This window comes from Candidatus Marinimicrobia bacterium CG08_land_8_20_14_0_20_45_22, assembly GCA_002774355.1.
Classification (GTDB): Bacteria; Fidelibacterota; UBA2242; order UBA2242; family UBA2242; genus 0-14-0-20-45-22.
In genome coordinates this window covers 1-25,225 of sequence record PEYN01000058.1, presented here as the reverse complement: position 1 = coordinate 25,225, position 25,225 = coordinate 1, and the positions used below count along the sequence as shown (strand labels likewise).

The window sequence follows — 25,225 nt, the reverse complement described above, 5'->3', positions numbered from 1 at the left end:
AACACGTTTTATCCCATTCCTGAAAATCGGGAAATTTACGATAAGCATTACAAGGCTTTTAAGAGACTGTATAAACTGAACCACAAATGGTACGCAAACATGAACAGCAAAACGAAATAGAAGCGGTTCAGTATGAATGAGCTAGAGAAATTCTGTTCACCCGGAACAATCTGTAGCACACGTCAGGTTGAAGTCAATGAAAACGTTACTCTGCAGGTGACTACATTTATACCGGCAAATCCGACCCATAATCCCGAAATCGTTTTCGTGCCCGGCTGGAAAAATGCCTTGATCGAAATGAGCCGCGATTTTACCATCCATTACGTTGAAGCTTGCGAGAAAAAATCAGCAAATGTCAAAGGAAAAGTCAGATATGAGGTAGAAAATTTCGCCCGCGATATTGCCGCAGTAATCGACGCGTTCGGATTGAAGGATCGTGAATACATCCTTGGCGGAAGCTCGCTCGGGGCAACAGCGATCGTTGACAGTTATCGGTTTCTCAGCAATCGCCCTTTTTGTCTGATGCTCATTGGCGTCAATGCGGTTTTCTATATGCCGAAATTCGGAATGTGTATTGTTCGCATCTTTCCTCCGTGTCTTTATTTAGTCTTTAAACCGATCCTGAAATGGTATTTGCGGATTTTCCGGCTGGATATAAAGAATGATTACGCGCAATACGAGAAATATTGCCGGAATATCGAATCCGCCAATCCGTGGCGATTGAAAAAATCCGCGTTGGCTTTTATCCATTATTCCATCTGGAACCATCTTTCAGATATTGACATTCCGACACTTTTATTTGGCGCTTCCAAAGACGAACTTCATAATCGGGAAAATATCCTCCGTATCCATAATTTGTTGCCTGGCAGTATTTATGTCGATCTGGAAACCAACAGCAATACGCATAGTGAACTGATGGTGATAGAAATGCGGAAGTTTCTGACAAATATTGCCCCAATTTGAGTAAGATTATTAATGATGAAAAATAAGATATCTCATGCAAAGTCCACGAAGCGGAGCAAAGTCCCGCCAATGACTGTGGCCAAGATGTATTTAAAAATAATTTAGATAAAAATCCTTTGCGTTCTTAGCGAGAAAATACTATCTCGCAGAGTCCGCAAAGGGGAATTGAAAAAATACATTTAATCCCTTTTTCCTGTCTCCCGTCTCCTTTCTCCTTCCTCTTCGCCCTCCGCGGTTTATGAATTAAATGGGTTAATAACCTAATCGGTCTATTTTAAAACAAAAAGGGCTGAATATTTCAGCCCTTTTTTATGACTTATTCAAGAACGAATCAGACGATGCCTTGTCCCAGCATTGCTTCGGCAACTTTCAGAAAACCGGCAATATTTGCTCCTTTTGCATAATTGCCGGGATCATTTACCGATTCCGCCGCAGAAAGACACTGCGAATGAATATTTGTCATGATCCATTTCAGTTTTTCATCAACTTCTTCCGCTTTCCAAGCCAAACGTTCAGAATTCTGGCTCATTTCAAGACCGGAAACTGCTACGCCTCCCGCATTGACTGCTTTGCCGGGAGCGTACATCATTTTTTCATTAGCGAGTTTGAAGGCTTCCGCTGTACATCCCATATTTGAGACTTCAGCGAGAATCTTGCAACCGTTTTTGATTAGGTTCTGAACATTTTCAACGCTTACTTCGTTTTGGAATGCGCAAGGCATCGCAATGTCCATTGCGATAATGTCCCATGGACGAGCGCCTTTGTAAAATTTAACGCCGAATTTCGTCGCATAATCTTCGACCTTGTCTCTTCCACTGGCGCGCATTTCGAGCATATAATTCCACTTCTCTTCGGTTCCAACGCCATCAGGATCGATGATACATCCATCGGGTCCGGAGAGCGAAATAACTTTTGCGCCGAGTTCTGTGACTTTCTTGGCAACACCCCAAGAAACATTACCAAAACCGGAAACGCCAACTGTTTTTCCTTTGATGCTTTCGCCTTTGGTTTTTAACATTTCAACGACGAAATAAACAGCGCCGTATCCGGTCGCTTCCGGGCGAAGATTGCTTCCGCCGAATGTCATGCCTTTCCCTGTCAACGTTGCCGCGTCAAACTGATTGACAATGCGTTTGTACTGACCGAAAAGATAGCCAACTTCTCTTCCGCCGACCCCTACGTCACCGGCCGGAACATCCAGATGCGGTCCGATATGTCGATATAGTTCCGTCATGAAACTTTGGCAGAACTTCATAATTTCATTTTCTGATTTTCCAGTTGGATTGAAATCTGAACCACCTTTTCCTCCTCCCATCGGCAGAGTCGTCAGAGAATTCTTAAGCGTCTGCTCAAAACCGAGGAATTTTAACATACTCAATGTTACTGACGGGTGAAACCTCAATCCGCCTTTGTATGGACCAATCGCGCTGTTGAATTGTACGCGATAGCCAACATTGACTTGAACTTCGCCACGATCATCCACCCACGGGACACGAAAAATGATAACGCGTTCAGGTTCTACAATGCGTTCGAGTATTTTCGCCCGTTTGTATTTCGGATTCTTCTCAACAACCTCTTCAAGAGATTCAAGCACCTCAGTCGCCGCTTGCAGGAACTCTTTTTCCCACGGGTACTTAGCGCGCAAATTCTCAAGAACAGTTTGAACGTAACTCATGATTACCTCCAGATATGTTTATTGTTTTGATTCCTTGACGTATTTAGCAATTGTTTTGAAACCGATAAAAAAGACTTCAGCATCATAACTCTTTATTCCACTTCAAACAACAGTCAAATTAATGCACAAAACTTAATAAATATTTCAAACATTTTGGAAATATTTTTTAAAGTCCTTCCCTCATCACGTACATTTCTGAACCAATCTAACTTAGTATTTACATCCGTTTCTATTATTCATCAAAGAAATAATAAGATATTATCTTCCAATGCTTGGCTATCTTCGAATATCTATTAATTAAAATAATTTAACCAAATATTTCATTTTTCTGGTTTTCGGTTCTTTTTATCGTTTTGGATGATAATGTAAATACCGAGAATCACTAACGCCGCCGGAATGAAAAAATCCTTCATAAAATACCGGATTTCATCAAAGACATGATCAAAGTACCAGATTTGTTTCATTCCGAAGAAAACACCCAACAAAATGAGCAGAATTCCCCAAAATATCCGCGAATTATCTCCCGAATGCGGTTTAACTGCTTCTTCCTCTCTTTTCACTTCTTCTGCTTCATAAAAATCGTTTGGATTTTTCGGAATGACAATCATCGCTATGATATAAGCGATCACTCCAACACCCCCGATAAAAATTAAAATCAGCCATAACAAACGAAGAAGCGAAGGATCAATGTCAAAATATTCGCCGATTCCGCCGCAAACACCGGCGATTTTCCGATCACGCTCACTACGATACAACTTTTTCATCTTTTATGCTCCTTTTCCATTCATTTCATATTCATGTTTTCAATCACATCAATGTTTGGCGCCGCAATTCTTTCGACATTGCATCCACTTGTCGAATCGGTTCTGGAATTCTGTATTTTGAACAGAACCGAAGAATGATTTCCGTTGATGTCCGAATGTCTGTCAAATGACCCGGCGAAATAAACAACGGACGAACCTTGTCTTTACTTCTCAAAACGGCGCCGACCTGTTTCCCTTTTACATTCAACGCGGCAATGGCTCCTTTTTCGAGGGGCAGTTCCTGAAATTCACCGATAAGCCGAGATTTCGCACAACCAATCGAAGGAATATTGAAAATCACTCCCAGATGAGACGCCAGCCCCAATTCCCGCGGATGAGCGATTCCAGCGCCATCGACTAAAATCAAATCCGGAAGACTTTCGACTTGTTCAAACAACGGAATCAACATCGGAATTTCCCGAAAACTCAGATAGCCGGGAACATACGGAAGATCAACTATTCCGGTTCTTTTGAGAAATAGCGAGTCTTGGATATTGTATAAACCGGTTACGTTGTCATAGACGCAGGTAAATTCACCCAAAACCGCAAAACCGAGTTTGTCAAATCGGGAATAAGAAACATCGACCGCTACAATTCGCCGAATCGGTTGTAAAAACGGCTGGATTACAACCTGATTTCTCAGCGATTGCTGAATTTCCCGCGCTTCTGGTATTGTTACATCCCAACGATGATCGCATCCGGCAACGATTTTCATTTCGACTCGTTGACTATAGTAATAAAATTGTTCAAAATCTTTCGACTCTTTTGCAGATCGCGATTGAGGTTGAGGATTTCCTGCGGCGGCAGACTGTGAAGCGGATTGCGTAAATAATCAGCTTTGATCCGATCGAATTCTCGCCGGAGGTACATTTCCATGATTCCTCGATTATACTCGGGATGAAACTGAACGGTATAAATGAACTTTCCATATCTCGTCGCTTGATATTGTGTTCGCTCGCTTTTGGCTAACGGAACGACGCCACTGGAGAGTTTGGAAACAATATCAGTATGTGATGAATAAACTTCGGTTTTCGCCGGTAAAAGTCCCTCAAAAAGCGGATCGGTCAATCCGTGAAGCGTAAACTGAATCTTGATTATTCCCATTTCGATTCCCAGCGGATTGGTAATCACTTCGCCGCCAAGAATTTTATTGATCAACTGATGTCCGAAACAAATACCGAGCGTTGGTATTTGATTCTTGAGAATATTATCAACAAGCCGCTTCATTCCTTCCAGATACGGATAAGGTCGCGTCAGCGATAAATGAGCGCCTGTCAAAATCACGCCGTCGTAAGTCTGAACTTTATCCGGTTCAACATGTTCGACCGGTTTGACTTTCCATGCAACATCCAGACAACTGACCGCGTTCTGAATCCAAACGTCAAAATCGCCCATCGCCGTCCGAACATCGCGGTAAGTTGAGCCGGTTTTGATGATTAGTATCGTCGGATTCTTCATATCGTCATAATCAATATACGAATTGGCAAAACAAAGATTGAGAAAATATCAAAAAACGGTCGCTCTACTTAGCGTGGATCAATTCACGATTCGCCTGACCTTTCGGAGACCGTTTTTACGGTAATCACTGTATTTTTTAGCGTTAGGATCGAAACTATCAATTCGGACTCGCCCAGAACAGTGAATGAATTCATACCCGCCGATATACATGCCGACGTGCGTGATTTTTTCATTGCTACGCCCGAAGAAAAGCAGATCGCATGGTTGAAGATTCTTAAAAAAACCAGATGTATCGACTTCGACACCTTCATTCGCCTGCATGTTGGCGTCGCGTGGTAATACATATCCGTTATTGCGGAAAACCGTCTGAATAAATCCGCTACAATCCATTTCCTTTGTCGAAGCGGTTCCCCAGAGATAAGGACGACCTAACAGACTTTTGGCGGTTTTAACAACTTTTTCGGGATCTAATTTTCTGGACAGATAGACATCCGCAGTTACCAATTGTTTCGTTGGGATAAATCCAATTCTACCGTCGAGATATCCGATTTTTATCCACGATCCAGATTTTCCAATATAGATAAACCAGTTTCCCATTACACAGTCGCTGACCGGATCGGATTCGAATGACGGTTCCGAATGAACGATCCCTTCGACATCGGTAAAAACGACTTTTTCAGAATTATCCCAGAGAAGTTTGAGCGAATCGCTTCCCTGAATGACCTGATCTTTATCGACCCAGCCCAAATATCCGTCGTCGCTACGAACGAAGAAGCAACCGTCCTCTTCTTTGAGGATTTCTATCGGCAACCCCATCAACGTTTCGCTGACAATATCTTTAAAAACCGAGGTGCCGCTTCGCATTTTCGCCGTTGATGTACGCAACATTCCAAAATGCAATTGTCCGACTGTATCATCTGGAAGCAGATTAATGGAAAATATGACCGTTTTCTTCGGCAATGCTGATTTTACCTTTTTCTGGAAAACTTCCCGCGCAGTTGCGTGATCAGTTTCTCCGGAAATGATATAATCGCCACGATCGCGTTTAACGGAAATGTTCCAAATGGAAATTCGTTTATCGGGACAATATTCGGATCGGACATCTTCAGAAATATCGGCAATAATCTTTTCAGTTCTCTCAGGCGAACCGCAACCCGCCATAAACAAAACAGTAAAAACGAATGGCAATAAGAATTTGTTTTTCATTTATTTCCCTCTTATTTCATAGAATAACCCAACATGGATTGATACGCCAATTGATCGTTCAACATCATCAATGCTTGTTTAACGACATGGTCAGTTTTCAGTTCGGTTTTTGCCCGACCGGTTAACCCATCTTCCAACGTAGCGAATTCGCTGGTCAGCCCTTTGATGATTAGATCGTGATTTTTCTCGAAATCTTTTTCTTTCGCCGCTTCGAAAATGACATAATAACGGTTAAAATTGACATCACTTGTCTTGAATTCCTGATCGGATTTCAACATTCTCTCGAGTTCGCGCATCTGCTTTTCGCTTTTCGTCTCATAAGTAAATCCGGCATTTTTAAGATATTTTTGAAATTCGGAAAGAATCCCGGAGTCAACTTCCTTGACATCTCCGTGTTCGGTCTGATAATGAATAGCGAAGGCGTAAAACATATTTTGCCGCCATAATTCACGCACCAGAAGCGGGACTTCTATCAGCGGGACAAGAACGTCCGGCGCAATTCCGCCGCCACCTTTCAACAGCCGCCCATTCTTCGAGTAAAAAACGGTATCTTTATCTGTTTTTTCTTCGATGATTTTTGGATTGTTCAGATAATCGGGTTTCTGGATCAATCGTCCGCTGGGCGTAAAATATTTTGCCGTTGTCATCTTGATGGCGTGTTTGGAATCCAACGTAAAAACCGTTTGAACCAACCCTTTCCCAAAACTGGTTGTTCCGATCACAACACCGCGATCGACATCTTGAATAATCCCGGCAACAATTTCACTTGCCGAAGCGCTTCCTCCGTCGATCAAAACGGCGAGATGAACATCCGGGTCGATCAACGGTTTTCGTTTGGAAACGAAGGTTTTATTGGTCATTGCCGCGCGTCCTTTGGTAAACAGCAACGTGTCGCCCTGCGAGCAAAAAAACTCCGATATTTTTAACGCTTCTTCTAAAAGACCGCCCGGGTTGCCGCGCAAATCGAGTATGATTGCGTTTAAATCGCCGGAATTAATCAGATCGTTTAACGCTTTCTTTACTTCATCGGAAGCGCCTTTCGAAAAACCGGTCAGTTTGATATATCCGACGCCGTTTTCAACCATTCCGAAATAAGTCACGTCCGCGACATCGATATTTTCACGCACAAGCGTATAAATCATTTCCCCGCTGATTCCTGGTCTTCGAATCGTCAATCGCACTTTCGTGCCCGATTTTCCGCGAATCATTTTCGTACTTCGGTCGATTTCCATACCGATCGTTGAAACAGAATCAACTTTAAGAACCTGATCGCCAGGCATAATATTGGCGCGTTTTGCGGGCGAATCTTCCATTGGAGAAATCACGGTCAGCGTATCGTTCCGCAGACTAATTCTCAATCCGACTCCGCCGTACTCACCGCGCGCCAACGTTTCGAGCGGATCTTTTTCGTCGCCCGTCATAAAAACGGAATACGGATCGAGCTCGTTGACCATTTTCCGAACACTGACTTCGGTAAAATCTTCCGTTTTTATATCATCCGCATAATTCAGAATAACATGTCGATAAACTTTGTTAAAGAGACGCATGGAAGTCGAAATGTCGCGGTAAACGTCACTCGTCGTCACGGCGAAAACAATCGTTCCTGCAACCAGCAGGATAATGCCAATGATGTAAAACTTTTTATTCAAAAATCGCATAATCTTTCCTTTTGCAGAGATTTAAAAAATGAGCCAAGATTTCATCCGAAATGGTGTTAACCGCTTGTGATCCATTCAAAACGACGAAGCGATTGGGATTATCTTTAGCAACTTTTAAAAAACCGTCCCGTACGCGCCGTTGAAAATCCGCATCTTCACTTTCCAAACGGTCGAGTTTTTTCACGCCGATTCGGTTCGTTCGTTCTGACAAATCAATATCCAAAATGAACGTCAAATCGGGAACAAGCCTGTCCGTTGCGATGGAATTTAACCTTTCAATGAACGAAAGATCAATGCCGCGTCCAAATCCCTGATAAACGGTCGTCGAATCATAAAAACGATCGCAGATGACGACTTTCCCAGACTCCAGCGCCGGAATGATCGATTCTCGAGAAAGTTGGTGGCGACTGGCGGAATAAAGTAAAAGTTCCGAGATGGCGCTCATTTGCATATTTTTCTTATCTAAAAGAATCTTTCGGATTTTTTCACCTATTGCCGTTCCGCCCGGTTCGCGAAATAAATCATAGGAAACAGATAACCGTTTTAGGTGATCGATAAACGCGGCGATCTGGGTCGTTTTTCCCGATCCGTCAATGCCTTCAAATGTGATGAATAAACCATTCTTCATAACTATAAGTTAAACATGGTTCACTTCTCGAATCAATTGAAATTTTCAACTTTTCATTCCGGTCAAGTGTTGAAGAATGTCGATTGCGATCTTTTTGCTCTTTTCGCCAACCTCTTTCGACGGTCCAACGCACGACGGGCAACCATCTTTACATGGACAATTCTTGATCAATTCCAGAGCGCCTATCAATAATTCTTCATGCGAATCGAAAAGCGCCGAACTAAATCCGACCCCGCCCGGATAATTGTCATAGATGAATATCGTCGGCTGGAAATGCGAAAGGTCTTCCGGATCGAGTTTTATCGATGGCGCAGAACTGGTTGCGGGCGTATAAATTCCGCGTTCCGTAATTGCATTCATCGCAAACCATTCAGAAGATTTATCACCGACACTTCGATGAATATCATTCGGCTCGCTCATGATTTTCAGCGTTGCGACCGAATGAATCGCTTTGCTGATGCCAAGAATTCCGTCGATGACTTCCGCCCTCGAATAACTCATCGAATCCAAAATCGCCTGCGGAATCGTAAACCAATACGCCGTCGTTGCCATTTCCAGATCAGGTAGGTTAATCTTTCCGTAACCAACATTTTCTAACGTGTAAAACTTAATCTTTTTATATCCAACGACACGCGTCACAACTTGAACTTCGCCATGGAAAACGCTCAGATCGCCCGATTTCCTTTTTTCGTCTTCAACCAAAACTTTTACGTTGGTGTAATCGATCGAATCTGTATAATAATCCGAGTCAGTCTTTCGAACATACGCCTTTCGCCCATCCCAATCCAATTGATCAACCACATGCTGAATGCCGTCCGCCATGTAGATCGCATCGGGATAGATTGTCATTGCCGCCGAACTGTAATCAACTTCTGCAATGACTTTATGATGATTATCCGTATCCACTACGACGAAATTTCCCTCAGGAATGCACCGCAAATTGACGGAGATCGCTGGATAGACATCTTCCGACCAATACCAGCGGTTTCCGCTTTGATTCAGAATTCCGCCGTCCTGCAGAAACTTCAAAATCTCTTTCAAATCCTTCCACTCGACATTTCCAAACTTGCTTCCATCTTCAAACGGCAACTCGAAAGCTGCGCATTTGACATGATCGACTAAAATTATCAGGTTATTCGGATTAATGCGCGCATGCTCCGGCGATTTTGAAAAGAAATATTCCGGATGTTGCATCAGATATTGATCGATCGGCGTTGAACGCGCCACAAAAATGCCGATTGCCGACTTGCCACGTCTTCCAGCGCGACCCAATTGTTGCCAAGTACTGGAAATGCTTCCCGGATAACCGGCAAGAATTGCCGCGTCCAACGAACCAATGTCGATTCCAAGTTCCAGCGCGTTTGTTGAAATCACGCCAAGAATGTCGCCGTCGCGAATACCCCGTTCGATTTCCCTTCGGCGATTGGGTAAATAACCGCCGCGATAACCGGCAATCTTTTCCGGTTGATTCATCGCCGATATTCCGGACTCAAAATCATCCTTCAGATATTTTGTCAAAACTTCAACGTTAAGACGTGACAATGCAAAAATAATTGTCTGAATTTTCTGATTGATCAATTCCTTGGCGATATACCGCGCCTGCTTGATATAACTTGCCCGAATTCCCAGTTCTTTATTCACGATCGGCGGATTGTAAAAATAGATCTCCTTCGGACTAACCGGCGCACCGGATTTTTCGATGAGACAAACCGGTTTTTCAATCAGTTTTTCTGCATGTTCCTGCGCATTGGCAATTGTTGCCGAACAGAGAATAAACATCGGATTTGACCGGTAAAATTCACAGACGCGTTTCAATCTCCGAATGACATTCGTGAAATGCGAGCCGAAAACACCTCGATATGTGTGCATTTCATCAATCACGACAAACTGCAGATTCTGGAAAAATTGCATCCATTTCGTATGATGCGGCAAAATGCCCTGATGCAACATGTCGGGATTTGTCACGACAATATTTCCCTGCTTTCGAATCGCAACGCGGGCGTTTTGTGGTGTGTCTCCATCAAACGTAAAAACTTTGATGTCTTTCTCGAGTAAGGTCACAAGATCGTGAAGTTCATTCATCTGATCCTGACTCAGCGCTTTCGTAGGAAACAGATAAAGCGCCTTGCTCGTCGGACGCTGAATCATTTCCTGCAAAACCGGCAGATTGTACGTCAACGTTTTCCCGGAAGCGGTCGGTGTGATGACGCAAAAATCCTGTCGCTCTCGCGCATAATTCCAGCTTTCCACCTGATGTGAATAAAGTTTGTGAATATTTTTCTTCTCCAAAACCGTTTGAATTTCCGGCAGTAAATCCATAGGAAATGACGCGAATTCACCGGTATTCCCTTCGATATCTTGAACCCAGACGACATTCTTCTTAAACTTTTCGCTATCGGGAATATGTTTCGGTCTCATGACTTTATCCTCCACTCGCCTATTTCTCGATTTTCTTGCGAAGACGCTCGATTCGTTTAGAAATCATCGGCTGTTCAACAATCCAACGGGTTGGTGATGCCACAACTCCGGATTCGACCATCATTAGCGCCTTACGAACATCTTTTTCGATATGTTCGTAATATTTCGCCAGTTCGATGAAAGGTTCGAATGAAAACGGATATTCCGGATTTGTCGTCTCTTCCCACAGCGGAATAGCAGACGAATATTCACCGTTCCTTTTATAAATCGTCGCCAATTCCAGCATCGTTTTCTGACGGCGCGGCAAAGAAACCTGCGACTCTAAAACATGCTGATAATGTGAGCGGCTTCGCTCGGCGTCTTTCTTTTTCCCAAACCATTTCCCTTTAGCGAAATCGACCAGCGGATTGTTTTCCGGAGTTCGTTTTTGCATCGTTCGCGTTGCCAAAATCAGACCGGCAAGCATTGAAATGATATCGAATCGGTTATGATAGAATATCCGTTCGAGTTTTTCTGTATTCCGCGTCCTCAAATACTCAAAATAAATTTTTGGAATGATCTCGCCGGGAATATCATCCTCACGATTCAATCCCAACAATTCGGTTTCCAGCGTTTTCAACTTGCAGTTTTCCATCGCCAATCGCCAAAGCAGTCGCGTGTAATATAGCAGATCGATATGATGCCGCGATTCGAATAACGGATCGATACGATTCATTAAAAATCGCGTTGTCAATAATGGAATGTCGAATGTCTTTCCGTTAAAACTCACTAAACAATCGAATCGTTTGACCACATCGTTCAGAAGCTCGAGCATCCCTTCCTCGTGACTCAACTGCGTAATGAAATACTGGTGAACGATAAATTTATCTTTGTCAATCCAACCGAGTCCGACTAAAAAAGCCACCGTTCCGCTTCCGCCCGCCAAGCCGGTCGTTTCTGTATCGATAAACAGGAATTTGTCCGGAGAAATGATTCCGGGAATATGAAAGCATTCTTGATAATCCGCTTCGGAAAAACGGAAGATTTCGGCTAAATCCAGTTTACCGTAAATTTCGCGAAGATCAAACGCGAATTCTCCGCGAAAAATGTCGCCGAAGTGTGTATTGATCCATCTGCCATCAACGAGTTTATCGAGTGAAAGACTCGCCTTTTCGACTTCGGCTTTTGGAAAATGTTTGATCGGAATTCGATTCGACAGCAGACGATTTATTTCCACGCGGATATCCGAAGGAGCGGTTCCATCAGGACGATTGACATCTGCCCGTCCGTACAATGCGTTCAACTTTTCCTGTAGATTCTTCATCATCCGACCAGAAAAATAGAAGTTTATCGACGAGATTGCAAGAAAAACCGCAGAGAACGAATATTTTTTAACCGCTCATTCGCCGAAGCGAACAGGTTGATACGGATGAAATCGGATTTGGGAAGAGATGACCACGAAAAAATCCAAAAAAAGACAAAAAATAAAAACAGAGAAATTTCTCATCACAGATTTCTGCATAACACTCTTAGATACGGATAATAAAAAGCCCGTATGGTAAAAACCATTCGGGCTTGTGAAAACGAAGAACTGTTGTGTTGGATTTAAAACATTTGATACATTTTTTACTTCACGGCTTTAACTACGATAAATGCGCCTTTATCAAAGCCGTCCTGAACTACTTCTTTTGCCTCTCCATGAATTAGTGTTTGTTTAAAAGTAAAATCTCCGAAACCAGCATCCGCAAGGTACTTACACACTTCTTCAGTTGAGAAAAAAGTTGCCTCTTTGTAAAATACACTTCTATTACGATTACTACTATATTTTTTGCCCAATTCACTTTCTTTATCTACAAATCCCACAATGATACTTCCAAGAGGCCTTAACACGCGGTAAACTTCCCTAAAAGATTTGAGAATATCGTCAACAAAGCAGATAGTCGTTACCATCAGCGCAAAGTCAAACTCGGAATCGGAGAACGGCAAATCTTCCGCTACGCCTCGAAAAACCCTAATCCCCTGTTTTTCGGCTTTGATCGCCATTCTTTCCGATGGTTCCACGCCAATCTTTATTCCAAATGGCACAGCGAATTTGCCGGAACCGACGCCAACCTCCAACCCTTTGCCTTCGAATGTGGGCATCATTTGTCGGATCGCTTCCAATTCAGCATGATATTTATCGCGGTTCTTTTCAAACCATCCATCATATCTATCGCTGTGTTTATCAAATGGTTCTGTCTTGGGCATACGAAACTCCGCTTTAAATTAGTTGCATTTAGAATAGAAGCAACCTAAGATAACCTCTTGATATTCAAATACATTTCGGAGTGTCATTATATCCTTTTTGCGGTTTCATAAGCATCTCTAATCGCGTCTTGGGCTTTCGCCGGATGTTTCGCGTCGCCGATAACATAAACAGGTTTCCCCAATTGGATATTTTTATATGGATTATATTCTTTCATTCCGGTTGCTAAAACAATAACATCTATTTTTTCGAGGGTACGACTTGAATTTTCATATTCGAAAATAATCTTGTCGCCTTTTATTTCGTTTACTTTCGCATTGAGATAAATATCTACGTTCTCGTTTTGTAGGGCTTTTATCACAAAATTTTGTTCAATCGCTTCCATTCCTCTAGCGAGCTCTGATAGCATTTCTATGATATAGATTCTATTTCCTTTGGCTAACAACCTACTGGCAACTTCTACACCGATAAGTCCGCCGCCTATAATAGCAACTCTTTTATTGTCAGGTAAATTTAGTTCTTCGAGAACTTCCGCCCAGAAATATTTATCCAATCCTTTAATAGGAGCAATAGCAGGGACAGATCCTGTCGCTATGACTATTTCATCGAAACCAACCAAATCGTGTTCATCTGGATTTTTATACAAAACAGGAATTTGCTTTTCTTCTATTTCCTTGACAAAATAATCAATAATCTTTTTCAAAGTTTCTTTATGAGGAGGTAAATAAGCCAGATTAAATTGCCCGCCAAGTTTATTCTTTTCGAAAAGCGTTACTTTATGACCTCTTGCATGTAATGTCACTGCGGCTTGCATTCCAGCCAAACCGCCACCGACAATAGCAACATTTTTAAGTTGTTTCGCTTTTTCAAAAACATCAATTACTTTTCCTACCTGAGGATTTACAAGGCACTGAAGACCCTGTCCTGATTTAACGCCTCCCAGACAACCTTCGGCACAAGCAAGGCAGGGACGTACATTTCCCTTCACTTGTTTAAGGTATTTTCCTATAAAATCGGGATCGGCTACAAGTCCTCTTCCAATGGCAATATAATCCGCTTTGAAATTATTTATAAGATTTTCTATATCCTCTTCCGTATTGATTTGCCCCACATAAATCGTTGGAATATTTGCTTCTTGTTTTATTTTTTTTGCAAACTCCCACGTTTTCCCTTTTGGGACAAACATGTGTTGGAAATACCATGGCGGCGTATTACAAACCGTTCCGGCTGAAACGTGAATCGCCTCGATCTGCTTCTCTTTCAATATCTTAGAAAATTTAATCATTTCATCTAACTTGATGCCATCAGGAATCATTTCATCGCCACTGATTCTGACGATTACGGGTAAATCCGTCGCAGATTTTACCGCATCCAAAATTTCTAAGGGGAATTTTATTCTGTTTTCGAAACTGCCACCGTATTCATCAGTTCTGTTATTTACTTTTTGCGAAATGAACTGAGCCGGGAGATAACCGTGTCCAAATTGGATCTCAATCATATCGAAACCCGCTTTTTGCGCTCTTATTGTAGCCGCTACGAATAAATCGATTGCGTGTTGAATATCATCTTTACTCATTTGCTTGGGAGTTGCACCGCTTGCCTCACATGCGATATTTGTTGAAGATAAAAAATAATTCCCCGGTATATTCGGATTAGCCATTCTGCCTGGATGGTTCAAATGCGCGATCGCCCTCGTATCAAATTGATGAATAAGATGGGTTAACTGTTTTAATCCTTCGATTTTGTCATCATTATCAATGCCGATTTGAGTGGGTATTTCTCTCAATCCCTTATCAAGATACATAGGCTCAGGCGTCACGGCTCCAGCAAATTTGCTACGCAACTGATAAAAATGAAGATGTCTTGATGTAATGATGCCTGTTTGATCGCCATATCCTGTTTTTATTGGAGCGAAAATAAATTTATTTTTAAGTTTCAACATGTCAGATTTTTCCTTTTAACTATCTTATTTAGATTTTCCTATTCTTACTTAAAAATATCATAAAAATCATCATCCACTTGATAATCAACAATGTTTTCTCGCGCGAGCACGTCGAAATAATCTTTTACCTTTTCAATTAATTCTGTCCCGCTTACATAATTGAATTTTACTCTGTCTAAGAATAATTCTATTCTATCAATCGGCTGTCGCATCATATCAAAAGCTAATTTCGCGGCTTCTTTTTTGTTTTTATTTACCCAATCAATGGCATTTTTTAGTTCTATTAAGAACAGATCACATAATTCAGGATTTTTACGGGCAAACTCGCCTTTAATTACAATCCCTGCATTGGGAAAACTGCCAAAACCGGGATTTATTTTATTCCACATTTCGTTGTAGGATAATACTGAAATATTTTCGTTTCTGTCCTGCATTATTTTAATAGCATAACTTGCTTCCGGTTCGCGAAGTATGACGGTATCGGCATTTCCGTTAACAAAATCCGCATATATTTGCTCGGGACGTCCAAAGGGTTTACCATAAACAAAATTGAAATCATCGGGATTGAAACCGCTTGCTTTCATTAAATATTTTGTTATTTTTGCGGGTGGCGCTTCCTCAAATAAAGGCGTATGTATTTCTTTGCCGACGAGGTCATCGAAATTTTTGGCTTCGTACCTCGTCAAAATAACGAAGTTATCCCAGACAAATAATGCAGGAATTTTAATATCGGAATTCCTCAATTTTGCCGCGGTGATCACCGCAGAAAAACTAATGTCAGCTTTACCGTTCGTAATCCATGCCAGATGTTTTTCGGTTTCTTCCCAAACCTTCAGTTCTTTAATGGCAACTTTCTTACGGATCAGCTCCGATTGCAGTAAACGCATGATGACCGGATAGGCAACAGGAGTTGCGGATTGTATGATAATTTCTGTTTTACTTGATTTTTCAGTCTTATCCGATTTGCTTACGGGCGTTTTATAGAAGTAAACCCAAATTTCTTGATCCGATTGATATTCGCTTTCAAATTCAAATCCCATTTCAGCGAACATATTCATAAGAGGAAAAGGCTCGAAACGTTGTATTAAAATAAAACCGTCGCCTTCCTTTGTACTGTATGCTTTTTGGATGATAACATCGAAGGGATCGGTTAGCATGCGTCTAACATCCAATTGTTCAAACAGACCTTTCCGCTCTTTCCAAGAAGTTTGAGTTATTTTTGCATTATTGTAAACCGAAACCCTATACTCTCTTGATTTTTCAACATTTAACTCAAGCCCCAACCCTTTTGCGGTTTTAATGAGTTCAATCGGTTCTTTGACAGAAATGATAACAATATTTTCTTGTGCATTCAGATTAATTACTTTTTCAATAATTTCGGGCATACTGTCAGCATTATATATGTACCGTTCGCTTGTTTCTGCCCATGTAATTGGCGAACTAAATGATGAGATCTCATCTGCCTTTTTTTCTTTAATACACTCCGGCACAATTTTATGCAACTTATCGGTGGTTCCTATTGCATCGTTCAGGAGAAATAGTATTTCGCAAATCGAAATCCCCGTCACACGCGAGGCGTCGGAAAAGGAAGCAAAACGCGCCAAAGAGTTATACATGACCGGATTTAGCAGTTTATTGAATTTTGGCGAAAGCCCTGTTAAAACATTTTTTAATTCCGGATACTTATCTAAAGTCTCTTTCACTTTGGAACTTGCTAAAATCGGCTCTTTGCTTTCTTGAGTGCTTTCTGCATTTAAGTCTTCAGCTACAATAGCGCCTACAGGGCAAACATTCAGAGCCTCTTCGCATTGCTCTTCTTCTATTTGATTCTGGGGTTGCTTTTTAACGAATGCTAAACCGTTACCGCCTATATCAAAATTATTTTCTGCCACTTCCACACAGGCATGGCACGATATACATTTTTCGGTTACTTGATAATGCTTCCTCATTTTTTTCTTATCCATATTGTTTCCTCAAAAGTATTAACAAGTTTTCGAAACTCATCAAGCGGATCGTCATCATATTTGTGGTTATTCAACAAATTATATTTGAACGAGTTATCATGATGAATTTACCTGAATCTATTCAAGTGTATTTACCTTCCTCCAATGTTCTATATTTTATTAGCAATCGTTTTCATCATCATTCCTTGAGAATTAACGCCAGATTTCACCGACAACGAAACTTACAATAAAAGGCATTTTTTCAAAAGTCATTTTTCCTCTTTCCCAAAATGCTTCGAAAACAACTGCTCCGATTTCTTAAACCCCTCTTCCGTTAGATGGAGGGACATCGCCTTTATCTTGGGATCGTTGATCCAGTCCTTTTCGTAGAGTCGATCGATTGTGTTCAAATCAAATCCCCTCCACGCTCTGGCGCCGAGTCCTTCATGCCGTTCTGTTGTAACAAGATAGAGGAGCGCAAGCGTCATTTCATCCACTTTATCCTGATCGTATTTCATTCTTCACCTCCATGTAAAGCGTTAAATAAAACGAATATAATTCTGTTCATTCATTCGAATCTTTCATTAGAAAATCTTCTAAACGTCTTAAAACGTTCACAGACTAATGTCAATAAAATTATAAAATCTTTCTTCATAGAAACTCTCCATAAAAATATTTTACAAGAGACAAATAAAGATTATTCGTTGAAAGGAAAAAGGAAACAGGAGACAGGAGACAGAAAGTAAAGGTATTTCCATATTTTTATTCCCCTTGGCCACAGTCGTTGGCGGAACTTCGCTCCGCTTCGCGGACTTTGAGAGATAGTATTCTTCGCGAACGTAGCGAGAAATATTTTATTTTTCCTATTTGCGGACTCTGCGAGATAGAATTCTTCGCGGGTTTGGCGAGAGATATTCCTTCTCTTGGCAGGGTTCAGAGCACGAAACAGTTGGATAACGCATTAAAAATAAAAGCGCAGCCAGATTTCGATTTTCTTCTGAAATTGCTTGTTCCCATATTCTGTCTCGTTACCGCCAAAGAATAAATACGGCCACAATAAAACTTCAAAATTGGTGTAAGGTTTGTAACTCAATTGCGGAGAAATGAGAAAACTGTTATCGTTTAGATTATAAATCGCAAACATTGAGACGGAAGAATATAACCAGTTAAAAGGCTCAGGCTGAGTAATTTTCAAATACAGATAATCCCGCATCAGCGTTTTTGAGCTGAAGTAGGTGGACATATTCAACTTTGCTAGGTTGATTAAATTGGAATCGTTACTTTTAATGCTATTCCGCAAATAGTCGGTATAAGAATTGAACTCACTTTTTGACAGGCCGCTGTTGTTGTGATAATATTCGGCAATGAGCGTCGTATTGAAACGATTGAGATAGCGTAAACCCAGTAAATAATAACTTCCGTCTATCTTATTCTGAAAAATAGAGGCGTCATTGACAAAATACTTGACTTCATCGCTCGCGTAACTATACTCAGCGTGAATTTCCATGTTTTCGCGCAAATTGGCCGAAAAGTCCAAACCTACCCGCTGAGGTTCGTCTTTTTTATAAATTGTCATTAAATCAATGTCGATATTTTTCAGGAGAAAATAGAGTTTCAGGGCGGTTCCAATTTTATCAGCCGACGCAAACTTGTCGATAATTTCAGTTTCGGGTGGCAATAAGATAGCACTGACAGCAATATTATGCAGAAAATTGGACTTAATACTCCGGTTGTAATTGATATAAATGGATTTTTTCCCTGCCAAAGCCAGATCGGGATTTTCGGGGTCTTTATCGGCGTTAACGTAGCCCACGGGATTGAAGGCGTATCCCTTGCCCCAGTTGAAACGGCGCTTACCGATACTCATGCTCAAACGTGGCGAAAGATTCAAACTGCCGTACAATTCGAAAAAAGACGGCGAAAGCGGCTCTTCCTTAGCATACTGGTAAAAGGTTTTCATAAAAAATCCGGCTTGTTTATAACGATAGACTCCATCGAGATAAAAATCAAGCCTGTACTGAGATAGGTAATCCTCTTTTTCGGCAACATTATAAAACTGCAACTCATAAAACGGCGAGGATTTTCGGGTTTGCAGTAAACCCCACTTTGTGTCTAAGTTTCCATTCCATTCTATCTTTGCGTCGTCTTCTTCAGGAATATCAAAATCATATTCCTGCGAAAACACACCAATAAAAAGAAAAAATGTGGCCAGAACGATTTTGCTAAAACGCATTATCGCAATTCGCCCAATCGTGACAAATATTCCAACGTAAACACTTCGTCAGGCAATTCTCGGACCTTCATCCCTGAGTAAATCATCAACGAGCGATAACCTTTATACAACGGACTGTTCGTTTCAATCACCGCGGGACGCATGATTCCATCGCCAAAATTCTTAAGGTCCTTGAACTTCAGCGTTTTTATTAAAGTCCCTGACGCGGCGTAACATTCAACCTTTGTGACGGTTGTATTTTTCTTATCAACCCACATTTTTAATTTGTCATAGGCAACGGTCTTGGTCTTCGCTTTTAAATCCAATACATATTCAGATGGGTTCTGCTCTAATATTGTCGCGTCATACTCGACGGAATAATCGAGCCGCATAATGTCGGCATTATTGAAAACGCCGCCCACTACCGACTGCATACTGGTAATCCGAATCGGTTTGCCAACATTCGGAATATAAAGCCACATATTGTCACCCAGCCGCAACGTTGCGCGTCCCTTTTCGCTTGCCGGAGATAAATAGAGCATCGCGATTTTGTCTTTTCCCTTCTTTACCGTAAAAAAAATAAATTCCTTCTGACTGCCGTTGGGTTCTTTATTGACCAATTTGCGATACGATTCATACGAAGCCGGCATTAAGTTTTCATCCACCTTTTTGAGAATCTCATTCGCCTGACTTTTATTCGTAGCGCCTTGCTGTCCCCAAGTTATCGTTGAGAATAAAAACAATGCCAACGGATAAACAAATCTATTTCTGTGCATTTTTGCTCCGTTTGCTTTTTACGAATGTCTGTATTACGTCTTTGGCAATGCCCTCATGCTCGTAATATTCAATTTTATTTGCCTTCAATTGGTTCTCCATCTTATCTCCAAACTCGCCCGCAATCACGATTTTGACAGATTCTTTCGTAAGAAGGTTGACCACTCCCGAACTGGCGCGATGCCCCTGACTCTGGGCTGGATTCTTGATGGATTTTATGAAAACGCCGTTTCCGTCAAATAGGAGATAATACGGCGCTCTCCCTGAAAATTTACTGATCTTCGAATTTATACCTTCGCCAACCGTTGCGATTGCAATTCTATCAAGTGATTTTGAACTATCCACGTCTGGATACGATTTAACAGACGGATTTTGCTGAGCGTGCAAGACCAAGGTTCCCAAAATGACCAGCGCACAAACGATTCGAAAAATATTTCTCATTTTTATCCTCCTTAAACATGTTTTAAAGCATCCACTGGCTGCATTTTAGACGCTTTCAGCGCCGGCTGAAGGCTGGAAATGACAGCAATGATGATCACAATCAAAGATACCGATATTAATTCCGATGCGGAGATCGAAGTATTCAGAAGAATATTCTGTATTCTTCCAAAAGAAAAATGGATTTTAGCGATATTGATTATCAGTAAAACCAGCACGCCAATCATATCGCCGATAACAGCGCTGAATACTCCCAGCGATAAACCTTCCGCCATGAACAGCCATAAGATTTTCGAGGGAAGCGTCCCAATTGCGGATATTGTTCCAATTTCGCTCACGCGCTCATAAACCGACATCATCATCACGTTTAAAATACTGATAAGCACAATGGCAATCAACACAATCTTTACCGTAATGATCAACAAATCAACAATCGTCGCAATGGTCGAAAACGGGGACAGATCAGCCCATGTATGCAATTCAAAAGCGGGTTTATCTTGCTTATTTTTTATCTGGGATAATTCATCATTCAGCATCTTATTAACACGGCCAAGGTTGTCGGGATTTTTTAACCGGATCGCCACTTCATTGATTTCATTGTCATTTATTCTCAGCAGAACTTTGGCATCGTCAATATGAATAAAGCCATCCCGACCCGATGGTCCCAGAAGTCCTTCGATAATATGAGATACTTTCAGACTCAACCCATTCACAGAGCCATCTTTGTTATTGGCAACCAGAACCACTTCTTCGTCCATTTTGAGATTCAAACCCTTGGATAAATTTTCCGGGATAATGATTTCTCCCGGTTTGACAAATGTATTCGGATCGGGAACACCATCTATGATTCTTTCGACCAATCGCGGGCAGGCAGAATTTTCCATCTGCGGCTCAACGGCAGTCAAACGGATGTTGGTCGTTTCCACAAAATTACTCAGCATGCTGTTAAATTTAATCCGATATGAATAAGCCTCAATCACATCATTATGTTTTTCAAATATCTTATCTAATTGTCTGATGCCGTTTTCGTTGATATTCAAATGCAGAGGCAAATTGTCAATGGAACTGACATATCCGCTTTTATGAATCTGTAAATGTCCGAGCATCGAATCGGTAATGGAACCAATTATCATGCTTTTAAATGAAACTGAAACTCCCGAAAAAACGATCACTAAAACAATTCCAATAATAATTAAAAGTGAAGTCATCAGGGTGCGTCTCTTGTATCTTAGCAAGTTTCGAATAGCGATCTTAAATATATTTTTCATCGTCTTATTTTCTCCCAAAGTTTACCGGCGACATGATGGTTAAAATATTATGAAGCTACATTTTCTTTGTTAACAATTTTACCGTCCTCAAGCGTATAAATTATTTCAGCTTCTTTGACGATTTTTGGATCATGAGTCGAAAAAATAAACGTCGTTTTAAATTCGCTCTGCATTAGACGCATCAATTCAATCACTTTATAAGCCGAAGCGTGATCCAAGTTTGCAGTCGGCTCATCGGCAAGCACCAGATTTGGATCCGTAACCAACGCCCGAGCAACTGCGACCCGCTGTTTTTGCCCGCCAGAAAGTTGTGAGGGATATTTATCTTTTTGATCGAGCATTCCGACCGCTTCCAAGTAATGCATAATTCTCTCTTTGCGTTTATTTGCCGGGACATTTTTTACCATGATCAAAGGATATTCCACATTTTCATAAGTGGTCAATACCGGCAGTAAATTGAAATTTTGAAAGATAAATCCAAGATGCTTACCTCTAAACAACGCGGCTTCTTTATTTGAAAAACCATTTACCGCCGTGCCATTCACAAAAACCTCACCGGAAGAGGGCTTGTCAAGACAGCCGATGAGATTTAACAATGTTGTTTTACCGCTACCCGACGGACCTACGAAAGACACAAAGGATTGCTTATCAATTTCCAATTCAATATTTTTTAACGCCTGAACAGACATTTCCCCTGTTTGATAGTCCTTTGTAACCTGTTTTAATTCGACTAAAGACATGTAGTTTTTCTCCTGCGTTTAATGACACATTTCAAAAGTATCGTATATTTCATTATCACTTAGACAAAACAAATAACCTTTCGTTACGTCAAACTTTTTATTCAGGCGCGTTTAGAAGGAGAATTCCTCATTAACAATCGCCATTGCTTTCTTCATGATCGTGCGCTCGCATCCGGGAACAGACAAGACATCGCACTCACTGCCCACGATGAATAGATGCCCGGTTTTTTCCATTTGACTCGTCAAAACGGCTACATATTCCCTCACCTGTTGCTCTGTAATTTCCTCGTCGGAATAGAATTTTTTTGAAGGTAAATTCCCGAATAAAACAGTTTGGCGGTTCACCAGATGAGCAATAGAAGGTAAATCGCATGAACTCCCTAAACTTAATATAGCGGGGTCCAAAATATTCAGACTCGCGATAATCGCTTCGTTCAATTCTCCACAATCATGAAAAATCAGATCAATGCCCCGTTCTTCAAGAAACCGCTTAATAAGTCGATGATAATTCAATACCAACGTATCCAATATTTCCGGATTTCTCTTGATTTGATTGGGCGAAATATATACGGTGTTATACGCCGGTTCACAGACGCAAATGGCTTTAGCTCCTGCATCAACTTGAAGCGCGATCCATCTTATAATAACTTGAGTCGAGATTTCAAGCGCAGATAACACTTCAATCGAGTCCTTATCTTCACGATCCACATTGACTTGATAGACCTCCGTAATGGGATCACTGAATAATTTTGTCATCATTGAAAATGGACCTATACACATTCCGACTGGAACCAAGTTACTATTTTGAGCGACAAAACGAATAGATTCAAGGAATGCATTCATGCGCGGGGTATTTTCGGTTGACAAAATCTTTGGCATCTGTTCCTGCTCCGGAATTCCCCTGTCTAAATCGAAATGATAAGAATCAATATCTTCTTGGTCAACCCCCAAACCTTTTAACAGCCACTCCTTTTCAACTTGCAAATCCATTAAAGAAAATGCCAGCGGCGTATGAAATCGCTTCGCCGTTTCAACGATCACTCCACCCAAGCAATCTCCGTTTAATCGACACGATTCCGGATCAGATTGTTCGTTTAACAGAAGATCAGCGCCTATGGGCATGCGTAAGCCTTTTGCCGCCAGTTCTAAATAATAAGTTCTATCCATGTCAATTGCCTATCTTTTTGAGATGTTTTTACACCAAATAACGAATATTGGATTTGAGTTTAATTTGATTTTCTGTCTCCATGTATTTTTATCCTTATTAGCATACTAAATTCATAAGCCGCAGAGCTAACACACGCCCGACTGCGTTGCACAGCCGGGGAGAACGCAGTCCCGACTATTCGGAATTTTAATTTCTTTTTTATTTCGTTAAGTTCCACTTCGTTGTTGATCTAGCTATTTGTAATTAATTATTCTCTGTGTTCTCCACGTTCTTGTACGATTTCAAAGATCAAATATCCCTACGGAACCGGCAATCAACAACTGCGCCGCGAAATAGGCGATCAATTTTAAGAACTCGGCTGATTTGAATTCCCCTCGGAAACGGTTAATTGCCAATATCGTATCCGAAATGACAAATAAAACCGCGCCGATAAAAGCTAAAAGCGTCCCGGTTTGACTCGTTTGAATCCACCGCTCCCAAGCAAACCATGCCATCACCAGAATGGCCACAACATAAACGAGAACGGGAATTTTTAACTTACCGAGAAAGGAATCGAGAAGGATATAGATAAAAATGCCATAGACTGCAAGAGGAATTAATGGCCATCCAACGAGCGAATTGATCTCCGATGCAAAAGCCGTAATGTAAAAAAGATGCGCAATGAGAAATGCGACCAGCCCAGCTACGAACCGATTCGACGGCAACATCAAAAAAACATCACCCGCCATAGAAAAGACCAGACCAATAATGATCATGTACTTGTAAAATGGAAAGGTAGCCTGTCCCAGCATAGCAATCAGCAAAATAAACACCATCGTCAGAGGTTTAAAGAGGTAAATATGCCAGCGGGGTCCGCGATATTCCGCCCGGATCAGGATGGACGCCGAAAAAATGACTAATAATACGAGTATGAATTTTAACATTTCTCTATTCCTTAAATAAATTTATCGAGATTGTCAGATAAAGTGTGTAAAAGATATTAACGGTTGAAGCTATATGCAGTAAGGGATTGCGGAGCAGTTTCCTGTCCACCGACACGAAAGTTTGAGCGGGCTACAACGATAGGAAACCCACTGAAACCCTTATTGCATATAGCCTTTGTTATCGTTTCGTGCTTTGTTTTTCTATCTGTCCGTATTTCAATTTTTTCGTCTTTCATTTTGTCTTTACCCCGTGCGACGGGGCTTTTTATTTTTTTATTTTCATAGGTCGGCTTACAGACTCTTTGGCAAAGTTTTGGCATTAGGATTGGTTTATGTGGCTTTGGCAATGTGCCTGCAAAGCGTTGGACGTTAATATTATTTCTGAATAGTTGCCATTGCTCTCAATAAGGATGCCGCCCACCAAAAAACATTATGTTTGACAATTGCTTGTCGCATTTTTTCCATTCTCAGTTGTTGCTCCTGTGGCGACATTTCTATTGCTAATTTTATTGCGTTTGCCATCTCTTCTATATCATACGGATTTACAATGATTGCTCCCTGAAGCTCATGAGCTGCCCCTGCAAAGCGGCTTAGGATAAGAGTCCCGTCATTTTGATTTCTTGAAGCCACAAATTCCTTCGCCACAAGGTTCATTCCATCATGGAGAGAGGTAACCATGCAAAAATTTGCGGAAGAATAGTAAGGATTAATTTCCTCGTGGCTATGATGCCGTTTTAATAAGAGTATTGCTTTCCAGTTCTTTTTTTTGAAACGCAAATTAATT

The 25,225-nt window shown here is 41.2% G+C and carries 22 protein-coding genes and 1 pseudogene; 1 reads left to right on the top strand and 22 read right to left on the bottom strand.

The annotated features are described in order from the left end of the window. Window positions 1–132 precede the first annotated feature (132 nt). Window positions 133–963 carry a hypothetical protein gene (locus COT43_03805; GenBank protein PIS29486.1) on the top strand — a complete coding sequence of 277 codons (831 nt, stop codon included), beginning with the start codon at window positions 133–135 and terminating at the stop codon, window positions 961–963. 331 nt (window positions 964–1,294) lie between these two features. On the opposite strand, the gene COT43_03800 is transcribed toward COT43_03805, so the two are convergent. From COT43_03800 to COT43_03695, 22 genes and pseudogenes are all read right to left on the bottom strand, one after another. Beyond that, window positions 1,295–2,638, bottom strand: coding sequence for an NADP-specific glutamate dehydrogenase (locus COT43_03800; protein ID PIS29485.1), 1,344 nt, complete (start codon window positions 2,636–2,638; stop codon window positions 1,295–1,297). Window positions 2,639–2,958: 320 nt separating this feature from the next. After that, window positions 2,959–3,402 carry a hypothetical protein gene (locus COT43_03795; GenBank protein ID PIS29484.1) on the bottom strand — a complete coding sequence of 148 codons (444 nt, stop codon included), beginning with the start codon at window positions 3,400–3,402 and terminating at the stop codon, window positions 2,959–2,961. 43 nt (window positions 3,403–3,445) lie between these two features. Beyond that, window positions 3,446–4,156 carry an endonuclease V gene (locus COT43_03790; protein ID PIS29483.1) on the bottom strand — a complete coding sequence of 237 codons (711 nt, stop codon included), beginning with the start codon at window positions 4,154–4,156 and terminating at the stop codon, window positions 3,446–3,448. Beyond that, a complete protein-coding gene (locus tag COT43_03785) occupies window positions 4,153–4,899 on the bottom strand; it encodes a hypothetical protein (GenBank protein PIS29482.1) in 747 nt (248 codons plus the stop codon). The genes COT43_03790 and COT43_03785 overlap by 4 nt, the downstream gene beginning before the upstream one ends. Window positions 4,900–4,977: 78 nt before the next feature. After that, window positions 4,978–6,105 (bottom strand): hypothetical protein, encoded by a 1,128-nt coding sequence (locus tag COT43_03780; protein PIS29481.1) that lies wholly within the window; start codon window positions 6,103–6,105, stop codon window positions 4,978–4,980. An 11-nt stretch (window positions 6,106–6,116) separates the two neighbouring features. Beyond that, window positions 6,117–7,763 carry a hypothetical protein gene (locus COT43_03775; GenBank protein ID PIS29480.1) on the bottom strand — a complete coding sequence of 549 codons (1,647 nt, stop codon included), beginning with the start codon at window positions 7,761–7,763 and terminating at the stop codon, window positions 6,117–6,119. Next, window positions 7,747–8,391 (bottom strand): dTMP kinase, encoded by a 645-nt coding sequence (locus COT43_03770; GenBank protein PIS29479.1) that lies wholly within the window; start codon window positions 8,389–8,391, stop codon window positions 7,747–7,749. Before COT43_03770 ends, COT43_03775 begins: the two co-directional genes overlap by 17 nt. Before the next feature lie 45 nt (window positions 8,392–8,436). Next, window positions 8,437–10,809: a helicase gene (locus COT43_03765; GenBank protein ID PIS29478.1), complete on the bottom strand. Its 2,373-nt coding sequence runs from the start codon at window positions 10,807–10,809 to the stop codon at window positions 8,437–8,439. A gap of 19 nt (window positions 10,810–10,828) precedes the next feature. Beyond that, window positions 10,829–12,115 (bottom strand): hypothetical protein, encoded by a 1,287-nt coding sequence (locus COT43_03760; protein ID PIS29477.1) that lies wholly within the window; start codon window positions 12,113–12,115, stop codon window positions 10,829–10,831. A gap of 299 nt (window positions 12,116–12,414) precedes the next feature. After that, entirely contained in the window at window positions 12,415–13,035 is a 621-nt protein-coding gene (locus tag COT43_03755) for an SAM-dependent methyltransferase (protein PIS29476.1), read from the bottom strand. A gap of 86 nt (window positions 13,036–13,121) precedes the next feature. Then, a complete protein-coding gene (locus COT43_03750; protein PIS29475.1) occupies window positions 13,122–14,975 on the bottom strand; it encodes an oxidoreductase in 1,854 nt (617 codons plus the stop codon). A 1,769-nt stretch (window positions 14,976–16,744) separates the two neighbouring features. Then, a pseudogene (locus COT43_03745) lies at window positions 16,745–16,939 on the bottom strand (hypothetical protein). 248 nt (window positions 16,940–17,187) lie between these two features. After that, a complete protein-coding gene (locus COT43_03740; protein ID PIS29474.1) occupies window positions 17,188–17,436 on the bottom strand; it encodes a hypothetical protein in 249 nt (82 codons plus the stop codon). A gap of 443 nt (window positions 17,437–17,879) precedes the next feature. Then, window positions 17,880–19,151, bottom strand: a complete 1,272-nt coding sequence (locus tag COT43_03735) for a hypothetical protein (GenBank protein ID PIS29473.1) — start codon at window positions 19,149–19,151, stop codon at window positions 17,880–17,882. Beyond that, window positions 19,151–19,906, bottom strand: a complete 756-nt coding sequence (locus COT43_03730) for an outer membrane lipoprotein-sorting protein (protein PIS29472.1) — start codon at window positions 19,904–19,906, stop codon at window positions 19,151–19,153. The genes COT43_03735 and COT43_03730 overlap by 1 nt, the downstream gene beginning before the upstream one ends. Then, window positions 19,893–20,345 (bottom strand): hypothetical protein, encoded by a 453-nt coding sequence (locus COT43_03725; GenBank protein PIS29471.1) that lies wholly within the window; start codon window positions 20,343–20,345, stop codon window positions 19,893–19,895. Before COT43_03725 ends, COT43_03730 begins: the two co-directional genes overlap by 14 nt. 11 nt (window positions 20,346–20,356) lie before the next feature. Then, entirely contained in the window at window positions 20,357–21,610 is a 1,254-nt protein-coding gene (locus COT43_03720; protein PIS29470.1) for an ABC transporter substrate-binding protein, read from the bottom strand. A gap of 47 nt (window positions 21,611–21,657) precedes the next feature. Then, window positions 21,658–22,350, bottom strand: coding sequence for an ABC transporter (locus tag COT43_03715; GenBank protein PIS29469.1), 693 nt, complete (start codon window positions 22,348–22,350; stop codon window positions 21,658–21,660). Between the two features lie 111 nt (window positions 22,351–22,461). After that, a complete protein-coding gene (locus COT43_03710; GenBank protein ID PIS29468.1) occupies window positions 22,462–23,517 on the bottom strand; it encodes a hypothetical protein in 1,056 nt (351 codons plus the stop codon). Between the two features lie 282 nt (window positions 23,518–23,799). Continuing rightward, window positions 23,800–24,441 (bottom strand): lysoplasmalogenase, encoded by a 642-nt coding sequence (locus COT43_03705; GenBank protein PIS29467.1) that lies wholly within the window; start codon window positions 24,439–24,441, stop codon window positions 23,800–23,802. 56 nt (window positions 24,442–24,497) lie between these two features. After that, window positions 24,498–24,761: a hypothetical protein gene (locus COT43_03700; GenBank protein ID PIS29466.1), complete on the bottom strand. Its 264-nt coding sequence runs from the start codon at window positions 24,759–24,761 to the stop codon at window positions 24,498–24,500. Between the two features lie 55 nt (window positions 24,762–24,816). Next, a partial coding sequence (locus COT43_03695; protein PIS29465.1) for a trehalose-6-phosphate synthase occupies window positions 24,817–25,225 on the bottom strand: 409 nt, incomplete at its 5' end.